This window comes from Burkholderia sp. AcTa6-5 (assembly GCF_017815075.1).
Taxonomy (GTDB): domain Bacteria; phylum Pseudomonadota; class Gammaproteobacteria; order Burkholderiales; family Burkholderiaceae; genus Burkholderia; species Burkholderia sola.
Genome location: NZ_JAGIQE010000009.1, coordinates 19526 through 42296 on the forward strand (window position 1 = coordinate 19526; position 22771 = coordinate 42296).

Consider the following 22771-nt stretch of genomic DNA (forward strand, 5'->3'; position numbering starts at 1 on the left):
CGTTACATCCCCCGTCGACGCGCGGCGATTCGCTGCAGCACGCTGAACACGCCGAGCGCGAGCAAGAGCCCCGCGACGACGCCGACCGCGCCGAGCACGACCGGATGCCGCGCCGCCTCCGTCCATACGCGCGCATACCACGGCACGAAGCCGACCACGTAAGGCTCGCCGACCCGCAGGCTGTCGACCTGCCCCGGCCGCACCAGCGCGAGGTCGCCCTGCAGTTGCGACACGAGCCCGGCGTTCTCGAACACGTCGAGCAGATCGCCGAGGCGCGGCTGGCCGGTCGCGGTCAGCGCGACGACGCTGCGACCGCGGCTGCCCGGCAGCTCGAAACCGGCGAGCGCCGCGAGCGGGCCCGCCTGTTCGATGTGCGCACCGCCGTCGGCGACGCCCACGCCGTTGCGCCAGCGCTCCTTCACCGTGAACGCGACGCGCGTCGTGCCCGCGCCGTCGGCCGCGCCCTGCTCGCCGATCGCGAGCGGCAGCGCCGTGCGCCACTGCGCGAGCAGCGGCGACGCGGGCGAGCCGTCGATCACGAGCAGGTCCTTGTGCCCGGACAGCGCGGCGACGTCGCCGGGCCGCGCGACCTGCACGCGCAGCGCCGGGAAGCCGGTCCATTCGCCCATGTGGCCGAGCATCGTCAGATAGGCCTCGAGCTCCTGCGGCGACGGCCGGTCGGGCATCACGACGGCCGTCTGCGACAGGTCGGCGAAGCGGGTGAACGGGAAGCCGCTGTTCGCGAAGAACGCGAGGTTCGGCAATTGCGCGTAATGGACGAAGTGCGAGAAGTCGATCGTCGAATCGGGATCGATCGCCGCGCGCTGCGGCTCGGTGGCCGTGCTCGAACACAGGCCCGTCTTCTGCGAATCGAGCGTGAAGCGGAACTGCAGCTGGTTGCCGCTTCCGACGCGGAACGCGGGAATGTCGACGTCGCTCGTCACGCGCCCTTCCGGCACCGACAGCAACGGCAGCTGCATGCGGCCGTGCGCGTCCTCCGCCTGGGCCGGCCCGAGCCGGTACGACTTCACGAGCTGATCGTTGATCTCGACCGCGAGCGTCGAATTGTCCTGCACGGTCGGCGCCGTGTAGCGGTAGCGCAACGTGATCGGCACGCCCGCGCCGTTCCACGAATGCAGATCGGCCGGCACGCGCAGGTTCAGCCGGATCGCGTCGGGCGTCGTGCCGCGCACTTCCAGCTGGCGCGGGTCGTTCACGAGCTCGCGGAACGCGATCGGCCGGTTCACCGGCAGCCAGCGCGGCGCGTCGTACGGCTTGCGCGGCGCGCCGAGATCGACGTGCGCGACCGTCGCCGCCGGCCCCGACAGCGCCGCGCGGCCGAGCACGAGCGTCGCGACCGCGTCGTCGACCTCGGCCGCCGTGCGGCCCGTGACGACCAGCAGCTTGCGGCTCGGCGCGGCCGGGCTGTCGGCGACCGCGAGCAGCGGGCCGTTCACGGGCGGCAGCGCGAGACCGGCCGGCAGCGTCGCGACCGTGCCGACCACGACGGCCTGATCGTCGGCCGGCAGCGCGGTCGACACCGGGAAGCGCGCATGCCGGTAGTCGGCCAGCGCGCCGAACCACGACGCGAGCACGCCCGCGCTGCGCAGCGTCGCCGAATCGGGCGTGGCCGGCAGCACGAACGGCAGCCGCACGCGGCCGTTGTCGCGCCGGTCGAAGAACGGCGCGGGCAGCAGCGCGAGATCGTTCGGCAGGCGCACCGGCGATTCGTCGAGGATCAGCTCGCTCGTCGGGCTCACGTCGGCCCACAGCGCCGAGTTCGTCGGATCCTCGCAATGGTCGAGCGTGTAATGCGCGATCAGGCGCAGGCCGATCTGGTTGAAATCGGAAAAGTAGCGCGGATCGATCGGGATCTCTTGCGTGACCGTGCGGCCCGCGCGCGCGGCGTCGAACGGGACGGTCGCAACCACCTCGCCGTTCACCGACACCTTCAGGTGCGACAGCGCAAAGACCAGCGACGGCGAATACGCGTAGGTCAGGCGCAAGCGTGCGCCGGTGATCACGCGGTCGAGCCGCACGCCGGCGTTGATCGTGCGGGCGTCGTCGGCGCCGCGCAGGCGCAGCGGATCGAACGCGCCGAGCGACGCGAACGGCACACGCACGGTCGTCGCCGGCAGGCCGGCGGCCGGGACGCTGGCCGCCGCCGGCGCGGCCGCGGGCACCGCGATTGGCGCCGCATCGGGCGCCGCCGCGTGAGCGGCCGCGGCCGTCGACGCAGCGGCCGGCACCGCCGGCAGCGGCGCGGCCGACAGCGCGGCCGTATGGAAAGCGCCGGTCATCGCGGCCGCCAGGACGAACAGCGACACGGCCGGCTTCATGCGCGGCCCCGCGTCGTCACGATCGTCCGATCATCCTGCGCGTCGCAACCGACGCGCGCAAAGCAGCTATGCCCGTGAGTGCACATCCCCTCTGCTTCCCCTCATATCTGGCTTGATTGCATTTATCGGTACGACGCGGCGGATGCTTCAATGACCGGTTCGTCGCGCTGAGGGACGCCTGGCACCGGCGCCCATCATTCGCCACACCATCTCAAAAATAGAACAAAACTTACCGTGATTCGCGACTGAGAGGCGAAAAAATCTCAATTCGGTCGGAAATGCCGAGCAGGAAGAGTGAATGGCAAGAGTTGCGCCGTTGCCAGCCGGACGGCTGGAACGGCATACTGCCGGCGCGATACGGCTGGCCGGGCATCGCCTGCATTCCGTGCGGACCGCCCGGAATGCGCTGCCGCAAGCGGCGCGTATGCTACCGCAAGTACGCGCCGCACGACGTACTTTCTTCACGGAAAACTGACTTGGATCAAATCGCCGACGCCGCCACCCCGTCCGCCGGGACGCTGCTGCGCATCATCGCCGCTCAAGCCGAAATCGCGAAACTCGGCCTCGACCTCGGCAGCGTGATGGCCTACGTGGCCGAGCAGGTGCCGCAGCTCACCGGCGCGAGCGCCGCCGCGGTCGAATTCGCCGAAGGCGACGACATGGTGTACCGCGCCGCGTCGGGCACGGCCGCCGGGATGCTCGGGCTACGGTTGCGGCGCTCGGGCAGCCTGTCGGGCCTGTGCGTGCAGCAGGGCAAGTTGCTGCACTGCGTCGATTCGGAAGCCGACCCGCGCGTCGATCGCGATGCGTGCCGCCGGGTCGGCCTGCGCTCGATGCTCGTGATGCCGCTCACGCACGCCGACACGACGGTCGGCGTGCTGAAGGTGATGTCGCCGGACGTCGACGGCTTTTCGCCGGCCGACGCGGCCACGCTGCGGCTGATGGCCGACCTGATCGCCGCCGCGATGTTCCACGCGGCCCGCAACGAAGCGAACGAACTCTATCTGCGGGCGACGCACGACGCGCTGACGGGCTTGCCGAACCGCGCGCTGTTCTACGACCGCCTGCGCCAGTCGATGCACACGACGCTGCGCGCGAGCGGCCGGCTCGGCATTCTCAACATCGACATGGACGGGCTGAAACCGATCAACGACGAATTCGGCCACCGCGCGGGCGACGCCGCGCTGCGCGAGGTCGCCATGCGGATGCAGGCCGCGGTGCGTCGCTCGGATACGGTCGCGCGCGTCGGCGGCGACGAATTCGCGGTGATCCTGCCGAACCTCGGCACCCGCGACGATGCCCATACGCAGAGCATGCGGCTCTCGCGGCAGGTCGGCGAGCCGTTCGAATTCGACGGGCGTCCGCTGCGGCTCGGCGTCAGCGTCGGCATCGCGATGCTGCCGGACGACGGTACCGACATGAATGCGCTGATCGAGCATGCGGACCAGGCGATGTACGAGGCCAAGCGCACGCGGACGCAACGGACGTCCCGCGCATGACGCATCGCATGCATCGCTAGCCGATCGGCGACACCGCGATCGCGATACCGACGACGAGCCACTGCACGACCGCGACGAGCACGGCGGCCCGGCACAGCCCGACCGCGCCGCGCACGCGCGCGTCGAGCGTGCGCCCGACCTTTGTCGCGTCGATCCAGCCCAGATCGGCGAGCGCGCGGTCGAGGGCGACAAGCCCGTCGTCGACCGCCCCGTCGCCGTCCGCCGCCCGCGCCAGCGCGGCAAACAGCCGCCGATCAATCTCGATGCGCACCGCGTACCACAGCGCCGCGATCCCCGATCCGGTGCTGACGACGGCCAGCAGCACGCGGGCGAGCGTCGCCGGCGGCCAGCCCGCCGCGATCCATCCGCCCGCGCCGGCCGCGGCCAGCGCGGCCGCGATCGCCCACGCACCCGCATCGAGCGCCCCGCGCGCGGCGGCGATCCTGAACGGGCCGGACGGATCGCGCATCACACGGGCCCCGCATCGCGACGGCGATCGATCCACTGCTGCAGCACGGCCACGCCGTCATCCGACCACACCGCGCGCGGCCGGACCGCGCGCACCGAGGCCAGCGCGTCGCGCGCATCCGTCAGCCCGCGCCGCGCCGCGAGCCACGCGGCCGCGCACAGCACGCTGCGTCCGTAGCCGAGCGCGCAGCAGACCAGCACGTCGCGCCCGTCGCCGTGCAGCCGCTCGAGCGCCGCGACGGCCTGCGCGAGCTGCGCCGCCGTCGGCGCGACGAGGTCGAGCTGCGGCACCGGCGCATACGCGAGCGACGCATCGGCCGCCGCCCAGCGCGGCATCTCGGCGGTCAGGTCGACCAGCGCGGTGAAGCCGTGGCGCCGGATCTCGCGCGTCGTCGGCGTCCGGCCGATCGACACGCGCTCGTCGATCCGCACCGGCGCCGGCCGCCGGAACGTCCACAGCCGCGAATTGACGAACGCGCCGGCGATCGTCGGCGCGAGCAGCCAGCCCATGAAGACCGGAAACCGCCCGTCCGCATCCTTCTGGAACGCGCCGGGCGCGCCGCGCCGGTACGCCCATGCGACGCAGGCGAGCGCCAGCGCGACCCACCCTGCCGCCAGCGCCCAGCCCGGCGCGCGCGCCACGCACGCCAGCGCCGCGAGCGCGACCAGCGCGGCGCCTAACGCATAGCGGCGCGCGAGCGCGCGACCGGCGGCGGACGGCGACGCATCGGCGCCCGGCAAGCGGCCTGCGGCATCGCGCAGCGGAAACAGGAACAGCGCGAGACAGCCGACGGCCGCCCCGGTCGGCACGTCGATCGCATGATGCTGATAAGTCGTCAGCACCGACACGCCGATCGCCGCGAACCACAGATGCAGCACGACGCGCGCGAACGTGCCGCGCAGGTGCTTCGCATAGACGGCCCACAGCACGACGAGCAACCCGATATGCAGCGACGGCGCCTGGTTGAACGGCTTGTCGAAGCCCATCAGCAGCGTGAACAGCGCGCCGGCCAAGCCGCCCGCGTCGGGCCGCTCGAAGCCGAAGCGCAGCGGCCACGCGACGAAGCACGCGACCGACACCAGTTGCACGGTCAGCAGCCGCTTCACGTGATCGAGCAGATCGTCGCGGCGCGTCCAGAAGAAGAACGACAGCGCATACAGCAGGTCGATCGACCAGTAAGGCACGATCGTCCACGGCACGAACGGGATCGCGTGCTCCCAGCCGAACGCGAACGTCGGCACCGCTTCGCGGCGCGCGGCGAGCCAGTTCGCGAAGCCGTACGTCGAGAAGAACACGGCGCCCATCGCCGCGAGCCAGCACAAGCGCAGCGCGAACGACGCGTCGCGCGCGCCGGCTGCCGGCTCGGCCAGACCGCCGCTCGCGTCCGCATCCACACCCGCGCCGCCGCCGAGCGCGCTCATGACGCGTCGACCCGCTGCGCGAGGCTGACCGTGAAGATGCCCATCTCGTCGATGCGCTGGTCGAGCTTGCGGAAGCCCGCCCGCGCAACGAGCTCGTCCATTTCGGCTTGCGAACGACGGCGCATCACCCAGGTCGACTCGCCGCGGTGATTGTTCAGCGCGCGCGCGATGAATTCGAGCTGCGGATGCCACGGCTGCCCCGTATAGACGAGATAGCCGCCCGGCGGCACGGCCTGCGCGAGCCCGCGCAGCGAGCGCTCGATCAGCGCGTTCTCGCCGAACAGCTCGTACAGGCCCGACACGATCGCCAGCGTCGGCCGCGGCTCGAGCGTCGCGAGCGACGCCTCGTCGAACGCATCGCCGCGCTCGAAGCGCGCGATCGGCTCGAGGCCGCGCTGCGCGATCAGCACGCGGCCGGCCTCGACGTTCGGTGGGCTGTAGTCGCGCAGCGTGATGTCGTCGGGCGCCGCGCCGTCGCGCTCGGCGGCCATCGCGATCGCGTCGAGCACGTAGCGCCCGTGGCCGGCCGCGATGTCGACGATCCGCACCGGCGTGCCGTTCCCGCGCAGGCGGCCGATCGCCGTGCCGATCAGTTCCTGCAAATGCACCTTGCGCTGGCGGATGCCGACCCAGCCCGGCGAATCGAGATACGTGCGGTCGATCAGCGCGCCGATGCCGAACCGCCCCTGCGCGCGATTGCGGTACACGTAGTCGAGCGTCGAGCCCGAATCGAAGCCGAGCCGCAACCCGAGCGCGATGCCGTCGGACAGCGCGCCGCCGGCTTTCAGGCCGGCGCGCGTAAGCGCCCAGTACGCCCGCGCGAACACATTGGCCGGCGGCCGGCCGAGCGCCGCGTATTCGTCGTGGAACGCGCCGCGGCGGTCGGCATCGGCGAGCGACACGCGCGGGCTCGGCGCATCGAACTCGCGCAGCACGAACGCACGCAGCGGCGCGAGCGCCTGCGCGCGGTCGCGCTCGCCGAGCGTGTCGTGGTAGAAGCCCGGCAGCACGATGCGCTCCTTGCGCGCCGAGCCGAGCCGCTCGAAGAAACGGTCCTGCGGGCCGCGATGCACGACCCAGTCGGCGCCCGAGATCAGCAACTGGGTCGGCACGGTGATCGCGGCCGCGTCGGCGACGATCCGCTGCGCGGTATCGTGCAGGTCGAGCAGCATGTTGACCGCGATCGGCCGCGTGATCAGCGGATCGGACGCGTAGCTCGCGATCCGCTCGGGGTCGTGCGTGAGGAATGTCGGCTTCACGTAGCTGTTCACGTAGAACAGCCCGCGCAGCTTGTGCATCAGCCTCAGCCCCGGCCGCGCGAACGGTACGTAGAGCTTGATGTGGAAGGCCGGCGACGCGACGACGAGCGCGCGGATCGGCGGCGCGTAATCGTGCGCCCAGGTCGCCGCGAGCACCGCGCCGACGCTCTGGCCGATCACCGCGATATCCTCGATCGCGATGCCGTGCGTGTCGCGGATATGCTCGACGAAGGTCTGCAGGTCGCGCACCGACGCGGCCGCGCTCGGGCTGTAGCCGCGCGCGCCCGGCGAGCGGCCGTGGCCGCGTGCGTCCCACGCAAAAAACGCGAAATCCGGCAGGTCGAGCTCGTCGACGAGGTGCGCGACGCGCGCCGAGTGTTCGTGGCCGCGATGCAGCAGCACGATCGCGCCTCGGCAGCGCGGGCCCGTCGCGGGCCAGTGGCGATAGAACAGCGTTGCGCCGTCGTGCGTGATGAAGTCGGCCTCACGGGCCGTGCGTGCGTTCATGCGATCTCTCTCGTTTCGTTATTCGAATCATGTGGCGCCGCCCTCCGGCGCGGCCCGTCAGCGGCCCGCTTCGGCGACGCCGGCCTGCACGCGCCGCACCGCCGTCACGATCGACAGCACGATCAACAGCCGCCACAGCCACGCGGCGACACCGCCGACCGGGAAGCCGAGGCCGATCCACAGCGCGAACGCGCCGAGGGCCAGCGCCCGGTCGCTCTTGCCGAACGGGCCGTCGTAGCGGCGCGTCGCGCCGACGAGCGGGCCGATCAGCCCCGCGCATTCGACGATCACCGCCGTCAGCGCGAACAGCCAGACGTCCGCCGGCGCGAACGCGGGAATCGCGAGGAACGGCAGCACGAGCGCGACGTCGGACACGATGTCGCCCAGCTCGTTCAGGTACGCGCCGAGCGTGCTCTTCTGCCCGTGCTCGCGCGCGAGCATCCCGTCGATCGCGTTGAGCGCCATCCGCGCGAACAGCCACAGCGGAATCAGCAGGAACAGCGCGCGGGCGAATACGCCGAGCCCGGCGAGCGCGCCGACGACGATCGAGCCGCCGGCCGCGAACAGCGTGACCTGGTTGGCCGTGACGCCGCGTTCGGCCAGCGAATTCGCGAACGGGCGCAGACGGTTCTGGAATTTGGGTTTGAGTGCGTAGAGGCTCATCGTTTCGTATTCGTATTATTCGCGCGGCACGGTTGGATGCGTTTCCCGCCGCCATGCCCCGGGCGGCGAAACGGCCGTCGTCGGCCTGGATTGAACGGCCCCCATCGTCGCCGAGCCGCCCCGATGCGTCAAGCAGGCGGCCCGGCCGGCCCGCGTGGCGCCAATCTGGCGTTTTTCGGCGAAACTCGCGATAATCCGCTGGCCCGATCGCCGCGAGATCCATTCGAACTGCAGACGGGCACTCGTGCAACAGCCGATTATCACGCCGCCGACCGGCGCATTCGCCGCGACGCAACCGCGTGCGACGGCGAATCGTCCGATTATCGCGGACCTGCGACAGGCAGCCACGAACTTTGAAAAAATTTAAACAAGAGCCGTCCGGCGCGCATCCTGCCGCGCCGGCATTCCGGGGTTCCGTCCGCCGCGCGTGCGCGGCGGGCCGGGCATGCACGCAGGAGGCCGCGCGCCGATGAACATCCTTAACGTCTGGCAGCGCGACTTCCTGCTGTCCATCATGCGGCTCGTCGCCGGCGCGTATCCGGTCTGGCATCAGGCGCCGCCGTCCCCGACGCAGAAGATCTATTTCTCGAACCACACGAGCCACATCGACACGCTCGCGATCCTCGCCGCGCTGCCGCGCGACGTGCGCGCGGTCGTGCGGCCGGTCGCCGCGCGCGACTACTGGGACAGCAGCGACCTGAAGCGCCACATCGCGCAGAAGCTGCTGAACGTCGTGCTGATCGACCGTCATCGCGAATCGGGCGGCGATCCGCTCGACCCGGTGCGCGATGCGCTGCGGCAGGGTCATTCGATCATCATCTTCCCGGAAGGCACGCGCGGCGCCGACGTGCTGCCGCAGCCGTTCAAGAGCGGGCTGTTCCATCTCGCGACCGAGTTCCCGGAGGTCGCGCTCGCGCCCGTCTATCTCGAGAACCTGCAGCGCATCATGCCGAAGGGCGCGATCTGGCCCGTGCCGCTGATCTGCAAGGTGCATTTCGGCGCGAACGAAGCGCTCGGCGCCCAGGAAGACAAGCCGACATTCCTCGCCCGCATGCGCGACGCGGTCATCGCGCTCGCGCCGCCGCAGCGGCCGGCCGGCTGAACGCGGCGCGCCCCTTCTCCCTTTTCCGGATACCAACCATGCGAACCCTCTTCTGGGAACTGGTCGCGGGCGTCACGGGCGTGCTCGTCGTCGCGACCGTGATCGGCGCGATCCTCGGCGCGCGCAGCGGCGGCACGAGCGCGACCATCGTCAACCTGAACCAGCGCATCCGCGCATGGTGGGCGATGATCGCGATCATGGCCGTCGCGATCGGCCTCGGCAACAACGTCACGTACCTGGTATTCGCGCTGCTGTCGTACCTGACGCTGCGCGAGTTCATCACGCTCACGCCGACCACCGCGAGCGACCATACGACGCTCTTCATCGCGTTCTTCGTCGCGATCCCCGTGCAGTACCTGCTGCTCGGCATCAACTGGTACGGGATGTACTCGATCTTCGTGCCCGTGCACCTGTTCTTCGCGATGTCGCTCGTGTCGGCGCTCACGCAGGACACGCGCGAATTCCTGAGCCGCAACGCGAAGATCAACTGGGCGCTGATGGTGTGCGTGTACGGGCTGAGCCATGCGCCGGCCGTGCTGATCCTCGACATCCCGCGCTACGCCGGGCAGAACGCGCTGCTGCTGTTCTTCTTCCTGTTCGTCGTGCAGATCAGCGACGTGCTGCAATACGTGGTCGGCAAGCTGTTCGGACGCCGCAAGATCGCGCCGCAGCTGTCGCCGTCGAAGACGATCGAGGGCTTCGTCGGCGGCGGCCTGCTCGCCACGCTGTGCGGCGCATCGCTGTATCGCGTGACGCCGTTCAGCTTCGGCGCCGCGTTCGGGATCTCGCTCGCGATCGTGATCGCGGGCTTCGTCGGCGGGCTCGTGCTGTCGGCCGTCAAGCGCTCGCTCGGCACGAAGGACTGGGGCTCGATGATCGCCGGCCACGGCGGGATGCTCGATCGCGTCGATTCGATCTGCTTCGCCGCGCCGGTGTTCTTCCACCTGGTGCGCTACCTGTACGTGTGATGCGCGGGCGGCGCCATGCCGCCCGTTCCCGCGCGGCGGATCAGTATCCGTCGCGCAGCGCCTTCGGCACGACGTAGCGGCCGCGCGCGGCGTCGAACTTCACCGTGTAGCGTGCGTGGATCGCCTTGTCGCCGCGCGTGCCCGTTTCCGTGACCGTCAGCGGGTAGACGTCGCCCGAGCCGGTCGTGTCCGGCGCGATCTCGAAGCGGCGTTCCTCGCAACGCGCGCGAGCATGCGCGCATTCCGTCGACTCGGCATTGTCGAGCGCCTCGTCGATGCGCGCCGCCGCATGCACCAGCGCGTTGCCGTACGGCAGCCAGATCGAACGAAAGCGTTGCGTGTAGCCCTGCCGCGTATCGCTTTCGCCGATCACGAACCCGAACAGGTGCGGCCCGAGCCGCTCGATGCGCACCGTGCCCGGTTCGCCGCGCTCGCCCGATGCGATCTCCGTTTTCTTCGCGACCGGCTCGAGCGTCCTGCCGTCCGGCGAAGGCTTCAGCACGTACAGGTCGATCGCGCCCGGCGTCGCATCCGAATCCATGCCCGGCATCCCGTTCTGCACCGCCGCGTCGGTCTCGCCGCACATCGCGAGCAGCATGCGCGGGCCGTCCGCGGTCGCCACGCGCAGCACGCCGCACGGCGAATGGATGAAATCGCCCTCTTCCGCCTGCCAGCCCTTGCGGTCCGCACGCCAGTCGCCGTACGTGTCGTGGATGAAGGTTTTCAGTTGACGGTCGGGTTGGGCCGGCTCGGCGGCATGAACGGGCGACAGCGCGGCGAGCGCCGCGAGTGCCGTGAACGCGCCAAGGGCGGCGAGCGGCTTCAGACGTCGGTTCCAGTTCTGGATGGTCATGACGAAATCGGTTCGGACTGGTGTGTGGCGGATTGTTGCAGACTCGACGGATCAAGGTTGCCGCGGCGCGATGCCGGTGCCGTCCGGCTTCAGCCGCGCGGTGCGCACCCACCCTTCGGCGATGCCGCGTGTACGCGGATTCAGGTAGACGACCGACGTGAAGCGGCCGTACTCGGTCCGCGCATCGACGTGGTCGTGCTCGACGATGAACAGCCCGTCGATCCTGCATGCATCGTCCGGTGCGGAAAAGAACGGCAGCCGCCCGTTGCCGATGACGACGCGCCCTGCATCGCTGCCCATCACGTAATCTCCTTGCGTCTGAGCACGGCGGTTCAGCGCATCGCAATCGATGGCACTGTGTACCGGCGCGACCGATACCGCGCACGTCGACACGAAACGCGACAGCGCGCCCCGGTCAATCTTCAGCACGTCCGGCCGGTCGGGATCGCGTGTGACGTCGAGCACCTGCATCGTCCGCGTATCGAGCATCACCCAGCCGACCGTCGCTTCGCGATTCGGCGTGCCCGGATGGTCGGGCGTCGTGAACAGGCGGATCCGGTAGACGTCGCCGTTGCGCTCGTCCACCGCGGCATGGATGTCGCGCCGGGCGAACGCGGTCTGCTGCAGCGCAGGTACGATCAGTGCCGTCAGTCGTTGGTTGCACGACGCCGTCGGCGCGGCGGCGGCGGTGGCCTGCACGACCAGCGCACCCACACACGCGAGCGCGACGCGCACGGCGACGGCCGCGCGCCGGCTGCGCCACCCGGTCTCGCCATTCACGCCGGTCGGCGTTACGATCTTGTCGTTCACTTCAGGCTCCGTTCGGTACGCGCGGGAATCGACCCGCGAGGCCGTAGCGTACACGCATGCGCGACGGACCTCATCCACCGACACCGCCCATGAAACTGAAGCTCGACATCGTCCAGTTCGCCGGCCGCGACACCTGCGTCACGCCGGCTCGGGCACCTCGATCGCCAGCAGCGCCGAACTGACCGACTTGCCGTGCGCGTCGAGCGCGAGCGAGCGCGTCACCCCGCCGCCGAGCGCATCGCGCAGCACGAAGTTGAACGCGCCGAGCGCCGGCAACTCGTAGCGCACGACGTCGCCGTGCACGATGCCCGCGAGCCATCTCTTCACCGCTTGCGCATCCAGATGCGTGCGCAGATGGTCGTAATGACGCGGATCGCGGCAGATGACCGACACGTTCAGCGTATTGCCCTTGTCACCGGTGCGCGCATGCGCGAGTTCACGCAGTTGCATCAGGCCTCCACGAATGAAAACGACGGCGTCACGGCCGCGCGCGGCAGCAGCACCGACTGCACCGCGATCACCTCGCGCGTCGACTTGAACGCGCCGCCGCCGCCGGCCGGCCCGTTCGTATAGAGCGTCTCGACTTCGTTGCCGATCCGCGCGGCTTCGGCGGCGTTCGCCGCGCGGCCGGCCACCCGCACGCGCACCTCGGCCGGCTCGCCGCGCACGGCCGGCGTCGCGTCGCCATACAGCGCGTCGACGCCGATCAGGTCGAAGCGCAGCTCGCTCGCCGCGACGTCGGTCAGCGCGAGCCGCTCGCGCACGATGTCGAGCGCGAGACGCGCACGCGCGAGCGCGCCCGGTCCGCCGTACGAGATCTGGCCTTCGCCGATCCAGCCGTCGACATACGCGACCGATACCTTCAGCGTATCGGGCCGCGCGGTGCCGCGCCCGCCCGTCACGCGCACGCGATCGGCCGCTTCCTCGGCGACCGCCACGCGCGTGAAATCCGCCACGACGTCCGGCTGCAGATACCGCGCCGGGTCGTGAATCTCGTAGAGCAGCTGTTCCTTGCAGCTCGCCGCGCTCACGCGGCCGCCCGCGTGCGGCACCTTGGTGATCACGACCGTGCCGTCGGCCGCGACCTCGCCGATCGGGAAGCCGAGCCGCGCCAGATTCGGCACGTCCTTGTAGCCGGGATCCGCGAAATAGCCGCCCGTCACCTGCCCCGCGCATTCGAGCAGATGGCCGACGACGGTCGCCGCCCCCAGCGCGTCCCAGTCGTCCATCCGCCAGCCGAACGCATGGATCAGCGGCGCGGCGAACAGCGACGGATCGGCGACGCGCCCGGTCATCACGACGTCCGCGCCGGCCGCGAGCGCGTCGACGATCGGCGCGGCGCCGAGATACGCGTTCGCGGACACGATGCGGTCGCGATACGCGGCGACGTCGTCGCCCGATTCCTCGAAGCGGAACGCGCCGCGCAGCACGACGTCGAGCACGTCGTCGCCTTCGACCGCCGCGACTTTCAGCCCCGCGATGCCGAGCGACTGCGCGATCTGCGCGGTACGCCGCGCGGCCGCGCGCGGGTTCGCCGCACCCATGTTCGACACGATGCGCACGCGCTTCGCCGCCGCAATCGGCAGCACCGCGTGCATCCGCGCGTCGAGCAGCGGATCGTAGCCGAGCGCTGGATCCTTGCGGCGCGCCTGCTGCGCGATCGCGATCGTGCGCTCGGCCAGGCATTCGAAGACCAGATAGTCGAGCCGCCCGTGTTCGGCCAGCTCGACCGCGGGCTCGATCCGGTCGCCCGAGTAGCCGGCGCCCGCGCCGATGCGCACGCGCCGTTCGTGTGATGGCTTTGCTGTCATGTCCGTACCGTCGTCCGGCGAACGCATCGCCGGCAAATATCAAAAAACGCCGAGCACGACGCACGCGATCGTCATCACGATCGACGCGCCGAACAGCAGCGGAAACGTGAATTTCTGATGCTCGGCCAGCTCGATTCCGCACAGCCCGACGACGAGAAACGTCGCTGGCGTGAGCGGGCTGACCGGAAAGCCCGTCGTCATCTGGCCGAGCAGGGCCGCCTGTCCGACCTGCAGGGCCGGCACGCCGAGCTGGCCGGCCACTTCCGCGATCACGGGCAGCACGCCGAAGTAGAACGAATCGGGATCGAACAGCATGCTGAGCGGCATCGACGCGAGGCCGAGCGCGACTGGGATATGGCCTGCCATCGACGGCGGCACGAAGCCGACCGCCGCCTGCGCCATCGCCTTCAGCATCCCGCTGCCCTGCATGATCCCGGTGAACACGCCAGCCGCGAGCAGGATGCCGGCCATCATCAGCGCGGCACGCGCATGCGCGTCGATGCGCTTCCTCTGCATGTCGACGTCGGGGTAATTCACCATCAGCGCGATGCACAGCCCGACCATGAACATGATCGCGGGCGGAATCTTCTCGCCCATCACGACCATCGTGCCGAGCACGACGAGCGTCAGCACGAGGTTGAACCAGAACAGGTGCGGCCGGCGCAGCGCCTGCTCGTCGGGCGTCAGTTCGCGCCGGGGCAGCGGGATCGACGCATCGTCGCGCGACAGGCCGAGCCGCTTCTCCTCGCGCCGCCCGAGCCAGTACGCGACGCCGAACACGAACACGAGCCCGATCGCCTGCACCGGAATCAGCGGATTGAACAGCGCCGACACCGGCAGGTGCAGCGACGCGGACGCGCGGATCATCGGCCCCGTCCACGGCAGGAAGTTGATGCCCGCGGCCATCGATACCGCAGCGGCCAGCACGCGGCGGTCCATCTTCAGCCGGTCGTACAGCGGCAGCACCGCAGGAATCGTCACGAGAAAGCACACGGCGCCCGAGCCGTCGAGGTGGATCAGCAACGCGAGCAGCGTCGTGCCCATCACGATGCGCGTGGGCCGCGTGCCGACCGCGCGCAGGATCCGGTCGATGATCGGGTCGAGCGTGCCGGCGTCGGTGATCGTCCCGAAGTACAGGATCGCGAACACGAACATCCCGACGACGGGCGCGAGCCCCTTCAGCCCGTCGATGACGAACTTGCTGGTGTGCAGCCCGAAGCCGCCGATCAGCGACGCGGCGATCGGCACGATGATCAGCGCGACGAGCGGCGACATCCGCTTCGACAGAATGGCGGCCAGCAGCACGACGATCGTGCCCAGCCCGAGTAACGGCAGCATCCGTGTCTCCTACCTTGTCTTTTGTGGGAGACGAGCGTAAGGTCGGCGCAGCGATAGCACAATTGAAATGATTTGATCGCAGCAATCACGAACCGTTATGGATCTGAATCTTCGCGACATTCGCGCGTTCGTCACCGTCGCGCACGCCGGCAACTTCACGCGCGCGGCCGCACGGCTGCACCTGTCGCAGCCGGCGCTGACCGTGCAGATCCGCCGGCTCGAGGACATCGTCGGCGCGCGCCTGTTCGACCGCAACAGCCGCAGCGTCGCGCTCACGCAGACCGGGCGCGAACTGCTGCCGCTGTTGCAGCGCTCGCTCGACGACATGGAGCGCGTGCTGCGCGATGCGCGTGCGCTCGGCGAAGGCGCGAGCGGCACGGTGCGGCTCGCGTGCCTGCCGACCTTCGCGTCGAGTGTGCTGCCGGAGCTGATCCAGTCGTTCCGGCGCGACGTGCCGCGCGCGGGCTTCGAGATCCGCGACGGCGTCGCGAGCCTCGTCACCGCGCTGGTGCGCAACGAGGATGCCGATCTCGGGCTGACCGGCGGCGATACGTTCGATGCGTCGCTGGAGGTGCTGTATGCGGGCGCCGACCGGCTCGTCGCCGTGTGCCCGCAGGATCATCCGCTCGCGCGCAAGCGCCGCGTCACCACCGCCGACGTCGCCGGCGTGCCGCTCGTGCTCACCGCGCAGGGCACGAGCGTGCGCAGCGTCGTCGATGCCGCGCTGGACGCGGCCGGCTGCACGCCCGACATCGCGTGCGAGCCGACCTACATGATGACGGCCGTCGCGATGGTGCGCGGCGGCCTCGGCGTGACGATCCTGCCCGCGACCGCCCGCGAGGTGCGCGCCGAGCCCGAACTGGTCGCGAAGCCGATCGACGATCCCGCGTTCGTGCGGCCGATCGCGCTCGTCGCGAAGCGCGGGCGCACGCTGCCGCGCGTCGCGCAGGCGTTCGTCGACCTCATGCTGGCGGAATTGAAAAAGCGCGCATGAAGCGCGCCCGATTCGGGAAAGGGCGTGCGGCGCTTACTGCGCGTCCGGATCGACGTGCAGCGATTCGCCGATCGCATAGAAATTGCCGCCCGCGATGTAGTGCAGGCTGCGCAACGCGGGATCGGCCGATTCGAAATACCAGTGGCCGTCGCGAAACACGCGCGTGTCCGACCATGCGCCGATCACCTCGCCGATGAACAGGTCGTAGGTCTGCTGGTTGTGCGGTTCCGGAATCAGCCGGCACGCGAGCCAGCCCGAGCAGCCGGCGACGAACGGCAAGTCGTGACCGTCGACGTCGAACAGCGTGACGCCCGCTTCGCGCAGCTTGTCGGGCCGCTGCGCGAGGCTGTGGCTGCCGACCGCGTGCGTAAGCTGCAATTGCGCGGCCGTCGGCACCTGGATCACGAACGTGCCGCTGCGCTCGACGAGCTCGCGCGTCTTCGCGGATTTGTCGAGCACGACCGTCAGCTTCGGCGGCAGGAAATCGAGCGCGCACGCCCACGCGGCGGCCATCACGTTGTCGACGCCGTCGTGGCGGGCCGACACGAGCACGGTCGGGCCGTGATTGAGCAGACGGTAGGCCTTGTTCAGCGCCACCGGCGCGATGTGACTGTCCATACGGGTTCCTTGGAGAACGGCGCGCACGGACGGATGCCGTGCGGCGCGGCGCCGGCCGTCGCACCTGCGCGCGGTCGGGCTGAATGCCGCATTCTCGCACCCAGCGTCAATCGGCGCTGGCGCCCCGGCCGGTCACTTCGCGAACAGCTGGCCGATGTCGCGGAACGCCTTGAATTCGAGCGCATTGCCGCACGGATCGAACAGGAACATCGTCGCCTGTTCGCCGACCTGCCCCTGGAACCGCACGTACGGCTCGATCACGAAAGTCACGCCGAACCCGCGCAGCCGCTCGGCCAGCGCTTCCCAGCTCGCCCAGTCGAGCACGATTCCGAAATGCGGCACCGGTACGTCGTGACCGTCGACCGCATTCGTATGCGCGCCTTCCTGCGACGCGGTTTTCGGATGCTCGTGGATCACGAGCTGATGCCCGTAAAAGTTGAAGTCGACCCACTGCGCACTCGAACGCCCCTCTTCCAGCCCGAACACGCGGCCGTAGAAATCGCGCGCGGCCGGCAGGTCGTAGACGGGAATCGCCAGGTGAAACGGGGAAAGACTCATGATGGATGATGGCCTCGTGAAGAAACGCTCGCGTGGCGCGAGGACGGCACCATGGTAGACAACGCCGAGCAAAAATTAAATCAATATAAAATTGGCTGATTCACAAACGGAATTGATGAATGATCCGCGAACTGAAAACCCTCGTCGCCGTCGCCCGCGAAGGCACCTTTGCCGCGGCCGGCAACCGTATCGGGCTCACGCAGGCGGCCGTCAGCGCACAGATGCAGCGCCTCGAAGCCGAGCTCGGCTTCGCGCTGTTCGACCGGCAAGGGCGATCGGCGCGGCTCAACGAGCGGGGCCATCACGTGCTCGACCAGGCGCAGGCGCTGATCGGCCTGTACGAGAACCTGAGCACGGCCGCGCCCGGCTCGCCCGCCGCCGTGCGCGTGACGATCGGCGCGATCGCATCGGTGCAGAGCGCGCTGCTGCCGGCCGCGCTGGCCGATTTCCATCGCCGCCATCCGGGGTGCCGCACGCGCGTGATACCCGGGCTGTCGATCGAGCTGGTCAACCGCGTCGACGCGGGCGAAATCGACATGGCCGCGATCATCCGGCCGCCTTTTGCGCTGCAGAGCGACCTGCACTGGACCACGCTCGCACAGGAACCGTTCCGGCTGATCGTGCCGCGCGGCGTGAAGGGCAAGGACTGGGCCGCGCTGCTCGCGAACGAACCGTTCGTGCGCTACGACCGCGCGTCGTTCGGCGGCCGCCAGGTCGACCGCTTTCTGCGCAAGATGCACATCGCGGTGCGCGACACCTGCGAACTCGACGAGCTCGACGCGATCGTCAAGCTGGTCGAGAACGGCGTCGGCGTCGCGATCGTGCCGCAGACCGCCGTGTATCGCCGCTGGCCGGCCGGCGTGCGCGCGATCGACCTCGGGCATCACACGTTTCATCGCGACATCGGGCTCGTGCATCGTGCGCGGCGCACGATGTCGGAGCCCGCGCAAGCGCTGGCGCAACTGATCGAGGCGGCGTCGCGGCGGCGCGCGGGCGCGAGCGTTTCGTAGTCCATCGTCACGCCTTTCTCGTACGCGAAGATCGCGGCGTTGTCGGGTTGACCGTACACGGTCGCGATCGTGATCGCGCCGAGCCCCGGCTTGCCACGGCTCATCGGCGCCTGCTTGCCGTACGCATTCGTCGTGCCGGCCGGCAGCCCGGCCGCGATCGGATGCGGCGCGTTGACGAGCCAAGGCGAGTTCGCGGCCCGAGTTTCAACGTGCGGCGGCTACGACGCACCGACGGTTCGTGACGTGGCGAGACGAGGCCGTCATCGCTCACGCGCGACGCGCATTTATCACATTCATTTCAGCGCAGCCGATTCAATTCGTTAAATAACGATTTGACGGATCGAAAACAATATCGAGATCGCGGTAGTTCACCCGCAAAACACGCCGAATTATCACGACATGCGCAAAGCCCACTGAAAAACCGGTGGAATGGCAGCCCATTGATACGCGCTTATCAATAATCCTGATCCCTCAACGGTGAATTCCGGGAAACATCGCTGTCTACATCAGGCCACAACGAAGAATTCCACTTTTGCCGTTCAGTGCGGCTCTGTAGTCTCCTGCTCTTCCGGATCACGAACCCACACCTATGCGCAAAGGAGATGAATTGACGTCCTCCTACGCCAGCCTAAAGGCGGAGGATTCCCACACCTGGCGATGCACGTCCGCATCGGAGAATGTTCAGCGCAGCGTTGATATCTCGATCATGCTCGACACCACAGTCACTGCAGGCCCATTCTCTTATTCTCAGTCCCGCGATACCTTTCGGCCGCGTCGTGCTGGCTTGCGACCCGCACGCCGAACAGGACTGGGTCGAACCGCTTTCGTCGACTTCCTCGAACGTGGCTCCGTGCGCGATCGCTTTGTAGCGGAGCTTGTTCCGGAAGGACGACCAGGATGCGTCGTAGACGCTTTTCGCCATCCTGGTTCTGGCGAGTTTGACAGCCGACACGTTGCCAACCGCGATGTAATCGAAGCGCTGCACCAGATCGAGCGCGAGCTTGTGCTGGAAGTCGGCGCGGGCATTCGCCGCCTTCGCGTGCAGCTTCGCGATATGCCGCCTGTGCTTTCGCGCCCGCTGCGCTTTCGCCAGCTTTTCCGCCGCTCGTCGACCGAACTGGCCATTGGGCAGTTTCTCGCCGGTCGAAAGTGTGGCGAAGTCTTTCAGGCCGAGATCGATACCCACACCGGAACGAATCGGGCGGGCCTGCACGTCGGGCATCTCGATCACGATGTTGAGAAACCAGTTGCCGCGCGCATCCTGCGCAAAGTTGCTCCCGTCCTTGATCTTGCCTTCGGGAAGCGGTCGGCTGTTGAACACGCGAAAGGTGTTGCCGGCGAAACGAAACGCGTCGCCCTCGCGCTTCAGGTCTCGGCCCTTCAGCGGCACCCAGCCGAGCGACTTCCTGCCGCGATAGCGCAGGTACGGCCGACGGTGCTGGTTGCGCGACTTCGCATATTGCTCGCATGTTGCGTTGACCGTGCCGGAGTGAATACCGAGTTCCTTGCTGCTGCCGGTCGTGAGCACATTCAAGTCGAATCCTGTAGGCCACTTCTTGCCCCAGTTGAGCGCGTGCTTCTGCGTGTCGTTGCAGAAGTTCCAGACGTAGTTCACCGCACGGCTCTGCTTGTTGAGCAGTCCGTTGAGCGATTTCACCCGGTAGCGGTAGACAAGGATCATGCAGGTGATCCTAACCCCTGGGAAAAGCTGCCTGTCAACAGCAATCCTTTCCTCCCCGTCCTGAAGGACGGGGTTTCTCGGAGCAACTGATGAAACGCACGGCCCTCTCAATGTTCGCCATCGCGTCGTTCGCGGCGACGTCCGTCGCGCATGCGCAGTCGAGCGTCACGCTGTATGGCGTGATCGACACGTCGATCACCTATGTGAACCATGCCCAAGGCAAGGACAACGCGTGGATGCTCGGCAACAGCAGCGCGGGCAATCTCGCCGGCAGCCGCTGGGGCGTGAAAGGCACCGAGGATCTCGGCGGCGGGCTCAAGGCGCTGTTCCAGTTGGAGAACGGCTTCGACCCGAGCAACGGCCGGCAAGGCCAGGGCGGCCGCCTGTTCGGTCGTCAGGCCTTCGTCGGCCTGACGAGCGACCGCTACGGCACGCTCACGTTCGGCCGCCAGTACGACCCGCTCGTCGATCTCGTGCAGGGCATCACCGCCGACAACTATCTGGGCAGCGCGTTCGCGACGCCGGGCGACGTCGACAACTACGACAACAGCTTCCGCGTCGACAACGCGGTCAAGTACACGTCGGCCGTCTATGCGGGCCTGCAGTTCGCGGCGATGTATTCGTTCGGCGGCATCGCCGGCAGCACCGGCGCCGCGCTGTCTTACTCGGCCGCCGTGTCGTACAACAACGGGCCGTTCAGCGTCGCGGGCGGCTACTTCCACGCGACCAACAGCCCCGCGTCGAACGGCGTGCGCAACGGCTGGACCAGCTCGTCGGACGGCACGTTCGACGGCCCGATCAACAGCGGCTATGCGAGCGCGCACGCGTTCGGCATCGCACGCATCGCGGGCCAGTACGTCGCCGGCCCGTTCACGTTCGGCGTCGGCTACAGCAACGCGCAGTACCGCCGCGACGCAAGCTCCGTGTTCGGTTCGAACGAGCACTACAACACGGGGCAAGGCTTCGTGAACTACCAGGCGACGAACGCGCTGCTCGTCGGCGTCGGCTACAGCTACACGCGCTCGGGCGGCGACACGTCGGCGACCTATCACCAGGTATCGGCCGGCGCCGACTACAACCTGTCCAAGCGCACCGACGTCTACCTGACCGCCGCGTACCAGCACGCGAGCGGCCAGACCGGCGACGGCAACGGCGGCTCGATGGCCGCGCAGGCGTCGATCGGTTCGTACGGTTACGCGGGCACGAGTTCGCAGACGATGGTCAACCTCGGGCTGCGCCACCGTTTCTGACGGCGATACCGGCGGATGGCTTGCCGCGCGCCGCGCGGCAGGTCGAATTCGCATTGCGCAGACGGCGGCTTCGGCCGCCGATTTTTTATCGTTTTCTTTCGCCCCGCCAATCGCTGCCGGGGAATTTTCCCTTTCGCTCCGCTTATCGCCAGCTTCGCCGCTCGAGTGACGTAATACGTCAGCTTTCGGGTCGTCGCCATAGCACCTGCATTCGCACCAATCTCGGCCATTTTTACCGATCCCGTAGCACGTGGGGCCGTGATCCGGCGCGATAAAAATGCGCGGCGCACGCACGGGCAAATGCAAAGGAAAGTTTGACGCGAGCCATTTGCCCGCCTGCTATGGCACACTTCGCGTCTGCGTAATTTCCTTGCACCGGGCGGTCGGATTCCGCCCCATCCTGCCATGTCGCGTCATACCACTCGCCCGCTCAGCCGCCACACGCTGACCCTCGCCTCGACGATCGCGCTGTCGTGCGCGCTCTCCGGCGTCGCACGGGCCGATTGCCTGGACGACGCGGCCGCGTTCCAGCACGTGAGCGTCGCGCTGATGCGCGGCATCGCGCAGGTCGAGTCGGGGATGAATCCGAACGCGGTGAACACGAATACCAACGGCACGGTCGACATCGGGCTGATGCAGATCAACAGCACGTGGCTGCCGACGCTCGCGCGCGAAGGGATCACGCGGGAAAGCCTGTTCGATGCCTGCACGAACGCGTATGTCGGCGCGTGGATCCTGTCGCAGAACATCCGCCAGCTCGGCCCCAACTGGAACGCGATCGGCGCGTACAACTCCGCGTCGCCCGACAAGCGCCTCGCGTATGCGCGCAAGGTCTATGATGCAATCCGGACCATGCCGGATTCGCCGGATACTCCCATGCCCATCCTTCCACCGTCCTTTACGCCGCCGCAACAGGCACAGACGTACAACCCGTTCGCGAGCCTGAGCGTGTCGGCGCCGCCCGTCACGCGCGCCCGCACGATCTCGCCGGGCTCGCCGCCTGCGGCGCCGCAGGGCGGCCCCGCCGGCCCGGCCGGCACGTACAACTTCGGCTGGACGGTCACCGGCGCCGACCAGGCCAAGCCGACCCAGGTGTTCGACGACGGCGCGCGGGTCTACGTGCAGTTCAGCGACATGAAGCACGTGCCGGCGATCTTCACCGAGACGTCGGCCGGGCGCGTGCTGATGTCGTGGGAGCTGCAGTTTCCGTATGCCGTCGTGACGCGTCCCGCGCAAACGTTGATCTTCCAGCTCGGGCCGTTCGAAGCGCGGGCGCAGCGCAGTGCGGCGGCCGCAGGCATGACCGCGCAGGCGGGGACGGCGACGGCCGGGGCATCGGCCTCGGCATCGAAGAAGTCGGCCGGAACCGCAATGAACGCGGCGACGAACACGGCGGCCAATACGCCAGCGAAACGCACCGCGTCGGCCGATGCGCTGTGGTACGTGAATACGCCGTCGACGTCGGGCACGGCGACGGCCTCGCCGTCGACCGCGAATATTCCCGCCACGCTGCCGACGGCCATCACGTCGAACACGCCGCCGCCCGCGCCGGCTCAGGCACCGGCCGCTCAGCCGTCGCGCGCCAGCGCGGACGCACTGTGGTACATCTCGAAGTGACGCA

21 protein-coding genes and 1 pseudogene are annotated in these 22771 nt (G+C 68.8%); 8 read left to right on the plus strand and 14 right to left on the minus strand.

What is annotated here, in order from left to right:
• Positions 1 to 2: 2 nt before the first annotated feature.
• Positions 3 to 2339: a cellulose biosynthesis cyclic di-GMP-binding regulatory protein BcsB gene (gene bcsB / locus J8I33_RS14085; RefSeq protein WP_209937084.1), complete on the minus strand. Its 2337-nt coding sequence runs from the start codon at positions 2337 to 2339 to the stop codon at positions 3 to 5.
• Between the two features lie 476 nt (positions 2340 to 2815).
• On the opposite strand from bcsB, the gene J8I33_RS14090 reads away from it, so the two are divergent.
• Complete coding sequence (locus J8I33_RS14090; protein WP_209937091.1) at positions 2816 to 3838, plus strand: sensor domain-containing diguanylate cyclase; 1023 nt, start codon at positions 2816 to 2818, stop codon at positions 3836 to 3838.
• A gap of 16 nt (positions 3839 to 3854) precedes the next feature.
• On the opposite strand, the gene J8I33_RS14095 is transcribed toward J8I33_RS14090, so the two are convergent.
• From J8I33_RS14095 to J8I33_RS14110, 4 genes are read right to left on the minus strand one after another with little or no spacing between them, the layout of a single operon-like run.
• Complete coding sequence (locus tag J8I33_RS14095; protein WP_209937098.1) at positions 3855 to 4307, minus strand: hypothetical protein; 453 nt, start codon at positions 4305 to 4307, stop codon at positions 3855 to 3857.
• Positions 4307 to 5728 (minus strand): phosphatase PAP2/dual specificity phosphatase family protein, encoded by a 1422-nt coding sequence (locus tag J8I33_RS14100; protein ID WP_209937105.1) that lies wholly within the window; start codon positions 5726 to 5728, stop codon positions 4307 to 4309. Before J8I33_RS14100 ends, J8I33_RS14095 begins: the two co-directional genes overlap by 1 nt.
• Positions 5725 to 7494 carry a bifunctional alpha/beta hydrolase/class I SAM-dependent methyltransferase gene (locus tag J8I33_RS14105; protein WP_124556693.1) on the minus strand — a complete coding sequence of 590 codons (1770 nt, stop codon included), beginning with the start codon at positions 7492 to 7494 and terminating at the stop codon, positions 5725 to 5727. The genes J8I33_RS14100 and J8I33_RS14105 overlap by 4 nt, the downstream gene beginning before the upstream one ends.
• A 57-nt stretch (positions 7495 to 7551) precedes the next feature.
• Entirely contained in the window at positions 7552 to 8157 is a 606-nt protein-coding gene (locus J8I33_RS14110) for a CDP-alcohol phosphatidyltransferase family protein (protein ID WP_050018037.1), read from the minus strand.
• A 123-nt stretch (positions 8158 to 8280) separates the two neighbouring features.
• Here J8I33_RS14110 and J8I33_RS34455 point away from each other — a divergent pair, with 123 nt between their 5' ends.
• The 3 genes from J8I33_RS34455 (at position 8281) to J8I33_RS14125 (ending at position 10227) form a co-directional block, all read left to right on the plus strand.
• Complete coding sequence (locus J8I33_RS34455) at positions 8281 to 8514, plus strand: hypothetical protein (protein WP_235356322.1); 234 nt, start codon at positions 8281 to 8283, stop codon at positions 8512 to 8514.
• Positions 8515 to 8626: 112 nt separating this feature from the next.
• On the plus strand, positions 8627 to 9259 hold the full coding sequence (locus J8I33_RS14120; protein ID WP_209937113.1) for a lysophospholipid acyltransferase family protein: 633 nt from the start codon (positions 8627 to 8629) through the stop codon (positions 9257 to 9259).
• A 38-nt stretch (positions 9260 to 9297) separates the two neighbouring features.
• The gene (locus tag J8I33_RS14125; RefSeq protein WP_006481850.1) at positions 9298 to 10227 is read left to right on the plus strand and encodes a phosphatidate cytidylyltransferase; all 930 of its coding nucleotides are present in this window, start codon (positions 9298 to 9300) and stop codon (positions 10225 to 10227) included.
• Between the two features lie 40 nt (positions 10228 to 10267).
• Here the strand turns inward: J8I33_RS14125 and J8I33_RS14130 are convergent, their stop codons facing one another.
• The 5 genes from J8I33_RS14130 to J8I33_RS14150 form a co-directional block, all read right to left on the minus strand.
• Complete coding sequence (locus J8I33_RS14130; protein WP_209927657.1) at positions 10268 to 11080, minus strand: topoisomerase IV; 813 nt, start codon at positions 11078 to 11080, stop codon at positions 10268 to 10270.
• 51 nt (positions 11081 to 11131) lie between these two features.
• Complete coding sequence (locus tag J8I33_RS14135) at positions 11132 to 11890, minus strand: hypothetical protein (RefSeq protein ID WP_348522282.1); 759 nt, start codon at positions 11888 to 11890, stop codon at positions 11132 to 11134.
• Between the two features lie 138 nt (positions 11891 to 12028).
• Positions 12029 to 12340 (minus strand): hypothetical protein, encoded by a 312-nt coding sequence (locus J8I33_RS14140; protein ID WP_050018256.1) that lies wholly within the window; start codon positions 12338 to 12340, stop codon positions 12029 to 12031.
• A complete protein-coding gene (locus J8I33_RS14145) occupies positions 12340 to 13701 on the minus strand; it encodes an acyclic terpene utilization AtuA family protein (protein WP_209937121.1) in 1362 nt (453 codons plus the stop codon). Before J8I33_RS14145 ends, J8I33_RS14140 begins: the two co-directional genes overlap by 1 nt.
• Before the next feature lie 39 nt (positions 13702 to 13740).
• Complete coding sequence (locus J8I33_RS14150) at positions 13741 to 15039, minus strand: citrate:proton symporter (RefSeq protein WP_209927662.1); 1299 nt, start codon at positions 15037 to 15039, stop codon at positions 13741 to 13743.
• 97 nt (positions 15040 to 15136) lie between these two features.
• On the opposite strand from J8I33_RS14150, the gene J8I33_RS14155 reads away from it, so the two are divergent.
• On the plus strand, positions 15137 to 16033 hold the full coding sequence (locus J8I33_RS14155; RefSeq protein ID WP_050018258.1) for a LysR family transcriptional regulator: 897 nt from the start codon (positions 15137 to 15139) through the stop codon (positions 16031 to 16033).
• Between the two features lie 33 nt (positions 16034 to 16066).
• On the opposite strand, the gene J8I33_RS14160 is transcribed toward J8I33_RS14155, so the two are convergent.
• Together J8I33_RS14160 and J8I33_RS14165 are read right to left on the minus strand one after the other, a co-directional pair.
• Positions 16067 to 16651, minus strand: coding sequence for a flavin reductase family protein (locus J8I33_RS14160; protein ID WP_050018259.1), 585 nt, complete (start codon positions 16649 to 16651; stop codon positions 16067 to 16069).
• A gap of 132 nt (positions 16652 to 16783) precedes the next feature.
• On the minus strand, positions 16784 to 17209 hold the full coding sequence (locus tag J8I33_RS14165) for a VOC family protein (protein ID WP_006481570.1): 426 nt from the start codon (positions 17207 to 17209) through the stop codon (positions 16784 to 16786).
• Between the two features lie 119 nt (positions 17210 to 17328).
• Between J8I33_RS14165 and J8I33_RS14170 the strand changes: the two genes are divergently transcribed.
• On the plus strand, positions 17329 to 18219 hold the full coding sequence (locus J8I33_RS14170) for a LysR family transcriptional regulator (protein WP_209927664.1): 891 nt from the start codon (positions 17329 to 17331) through the stop codon (positions 18217 to 18219).
• On the opposite strand, the pseudogene J8I33_RS34460 reads toward J8I33_RS14170, so the two are convergent.
• Positions 18192 to 18401: pseudogene (locus J8I33_RS34460) on the minus strand (hypothetical protein); the annotation flags it as partial. The gene J8I33_RS14170 and the pseudogene J8I33_RS34460 sit on opposite strands and share 28 nt — an antisense overlap.
• 446 nt (positions 18402 to 18847) lie before the next feature.
• Positions 18848 to 19900: an RNA-guided endonuclease TnpB family protein gene (locus J8I33_RS14175; protein WP_209927666.1), complete on the minus strand. Its 1053-nt coding sequence runs from the start codon at positions 19898 to 19900 to the stop codon at positions 18848 to 18850.
• An 89-nt stretch (positions 19901 to 19989) separates the two neighbouring features.
• On the opposite strand from J8I33_RS14175, the gene J8I33_RS14180 reads away from it, so the two are divergent.
• Together J8I33_RS14180 and J8I33_RS14185 are read left to right on the plus strand one after the other, a co-directional pair.
• The gene (locus J8I33_RS14180; RefSeq protein ID WP_209927668.1) at positions 19990 to 21150 is read left to right on the plus strand and encodes a porin; all 1161 of its coding nucleotides are present in this window, start codon (positions 19990 to 19992) and stop codon (positions 21148 to 21150) included.
• A 405-nt stretch (positions 21151 to 21555) separates the two neighbouring features.
• The gene (locus J8I33_RS14185) at positions 21556 to 22767 is read left to right on the plus strand and encodes a transglycosylase SLT domain-containing protein (RefSeq protein WP_209927670.1); all 1212 of its coding nucleotides are present in this window, start codon (positions 21556 to 21558) and stop codon (positions 22765 to 22767) included.
• Positions 22768 to 22771 lie beyond the last annotated feature (4 nt).

Coding starts and splice junctions, on each gene's coding strand:
- bcsB (WP_209937084.1), bottom strand. CDS start 2,339: ATGAAGCCGGCCGTGTCGCTGTTCGTCCTGGCGGCCGCGATGACCGGC.
- J8I33_RS14140 (WP_050018256.1), bottom strand. CDS start 12,340: ATGCAACTGCGTGAACTCGCGCATGCGCGCACCGGTGACAAGGGCAAT.
- J8I33_RS14095 (WP_209937098.1), bottom strand. CDS start 4,307: ATGCGCGATCCGTCCGGCCCGTTCAGGATCGCCGCCGCGCGCGGGGCG.
- J8I33_RS14160 (WP_050018259.1), bottom strand. CDS start 16,651: ATGGACAGTCACATCGCGCCGGTGGCGCTGAACAAGGCCTACCGTCTG.
- J8I33_RS14170 (WP_209927664.1), top strand. CDS start 17,329: ATGATCCGCGAACTGAAAACCCTCGTCGCCGTCGCCCGCGAAGGCACC.
- J8I33_RS14165 (WP_006481570.1), bottom strand. CDS start 17,209: ATGAGTCTTTCCCCGTTTCACCTGGCGATTCCCGTCTACGACCTGCCG.
- J8I33_RS14145 (WP_209937121.1), bottom strand. CDS start 13,701: ATGACAGCAAAGCCATCACACGAACGGCGCGTGCGCATCGGCGCGGGC.
- J8I33_RS14150 (WP_209927662.1), bottom strand. CDS start 15,039: ATGCTGCCGTTACTCGGGCTGGGCACGATCGTCGTGCTGCTGGCCGCC.
- J8I33_RS14130 (WP_209927657.1), bottom strand. CDS start 11,080: ATGACCATCCAGAACTGGAACCGACGTCTGAAGCCGCTCGCCGCCCTT.
- J8I33_RS14180 (WP_209927668.1), top strand. CDS start 19,990: ATGAAACGCACGGCCCTCTCAATGTTCGCCATCGCGTCGTTCGCGGCG.
- J8I33_RS14125 (WP_006481850.1), top strand. CDS start 9,298: ATGCGAACCCTCTTCTGGGAACTGGTCGCGGGCGTCACGGGCGTGCTC.
- J8I33_RS14185 (WP_209927670.1), top strand. CDS start 21,556: ATGTCGCGTCATACCACTCGCCCGCTCAGCCGCCACACGCTGACCCTC.
- J8I33_RS14105 (WP_124556693.1), bottom strand. CDS start 7,494: ATGAACGCACGCACGGCCCGTGAGGCCGACTTCATCACGCACGACGGC.
- J8I33_RS14110 (WP_050018037.1), bottom strand. CDS start 8,157: ATGAGCCTCTACGCACTCAAACCCAAATTCCAGAACCGTCTGCGCCCG.
- J8I33_RS14155 (WP_050018258.1), top strand. CDS start 15,137: ATGGATCTGAATCTTCGCGACATTCGCGCGTTCGTCACCGTCGCGCAC.
- J8I33_RS14175 (WP_209927666.1), bottom strand. CDS start 19,900: ATGATCCTTGTCTACCGCTACCGGGTGAAATCGCTCAACGGACTGCTC.
- J8I33_RS34455 (WP_235356322.1), top strand. CDS start 8,281: ATGCGTCAAGCAGGCGGCCCGGCCGGCCCGCGTGGCGCCAATCTGGCG.
- J8I33_RS14100 (WP_209937105.1), bottom strand. CDS start 5,728: ATGAGCGCGCTCGGCGGCGGCGCGGGTGTGGATGCGGACGCGAGCGGC.
- J8I33_RS14120 (WP_209937113.1), top strand. CDS start 8,627: ATGAACATCCTTAACGTCTGGCAGCGCGACTTCCTGCTGTCCATCATG.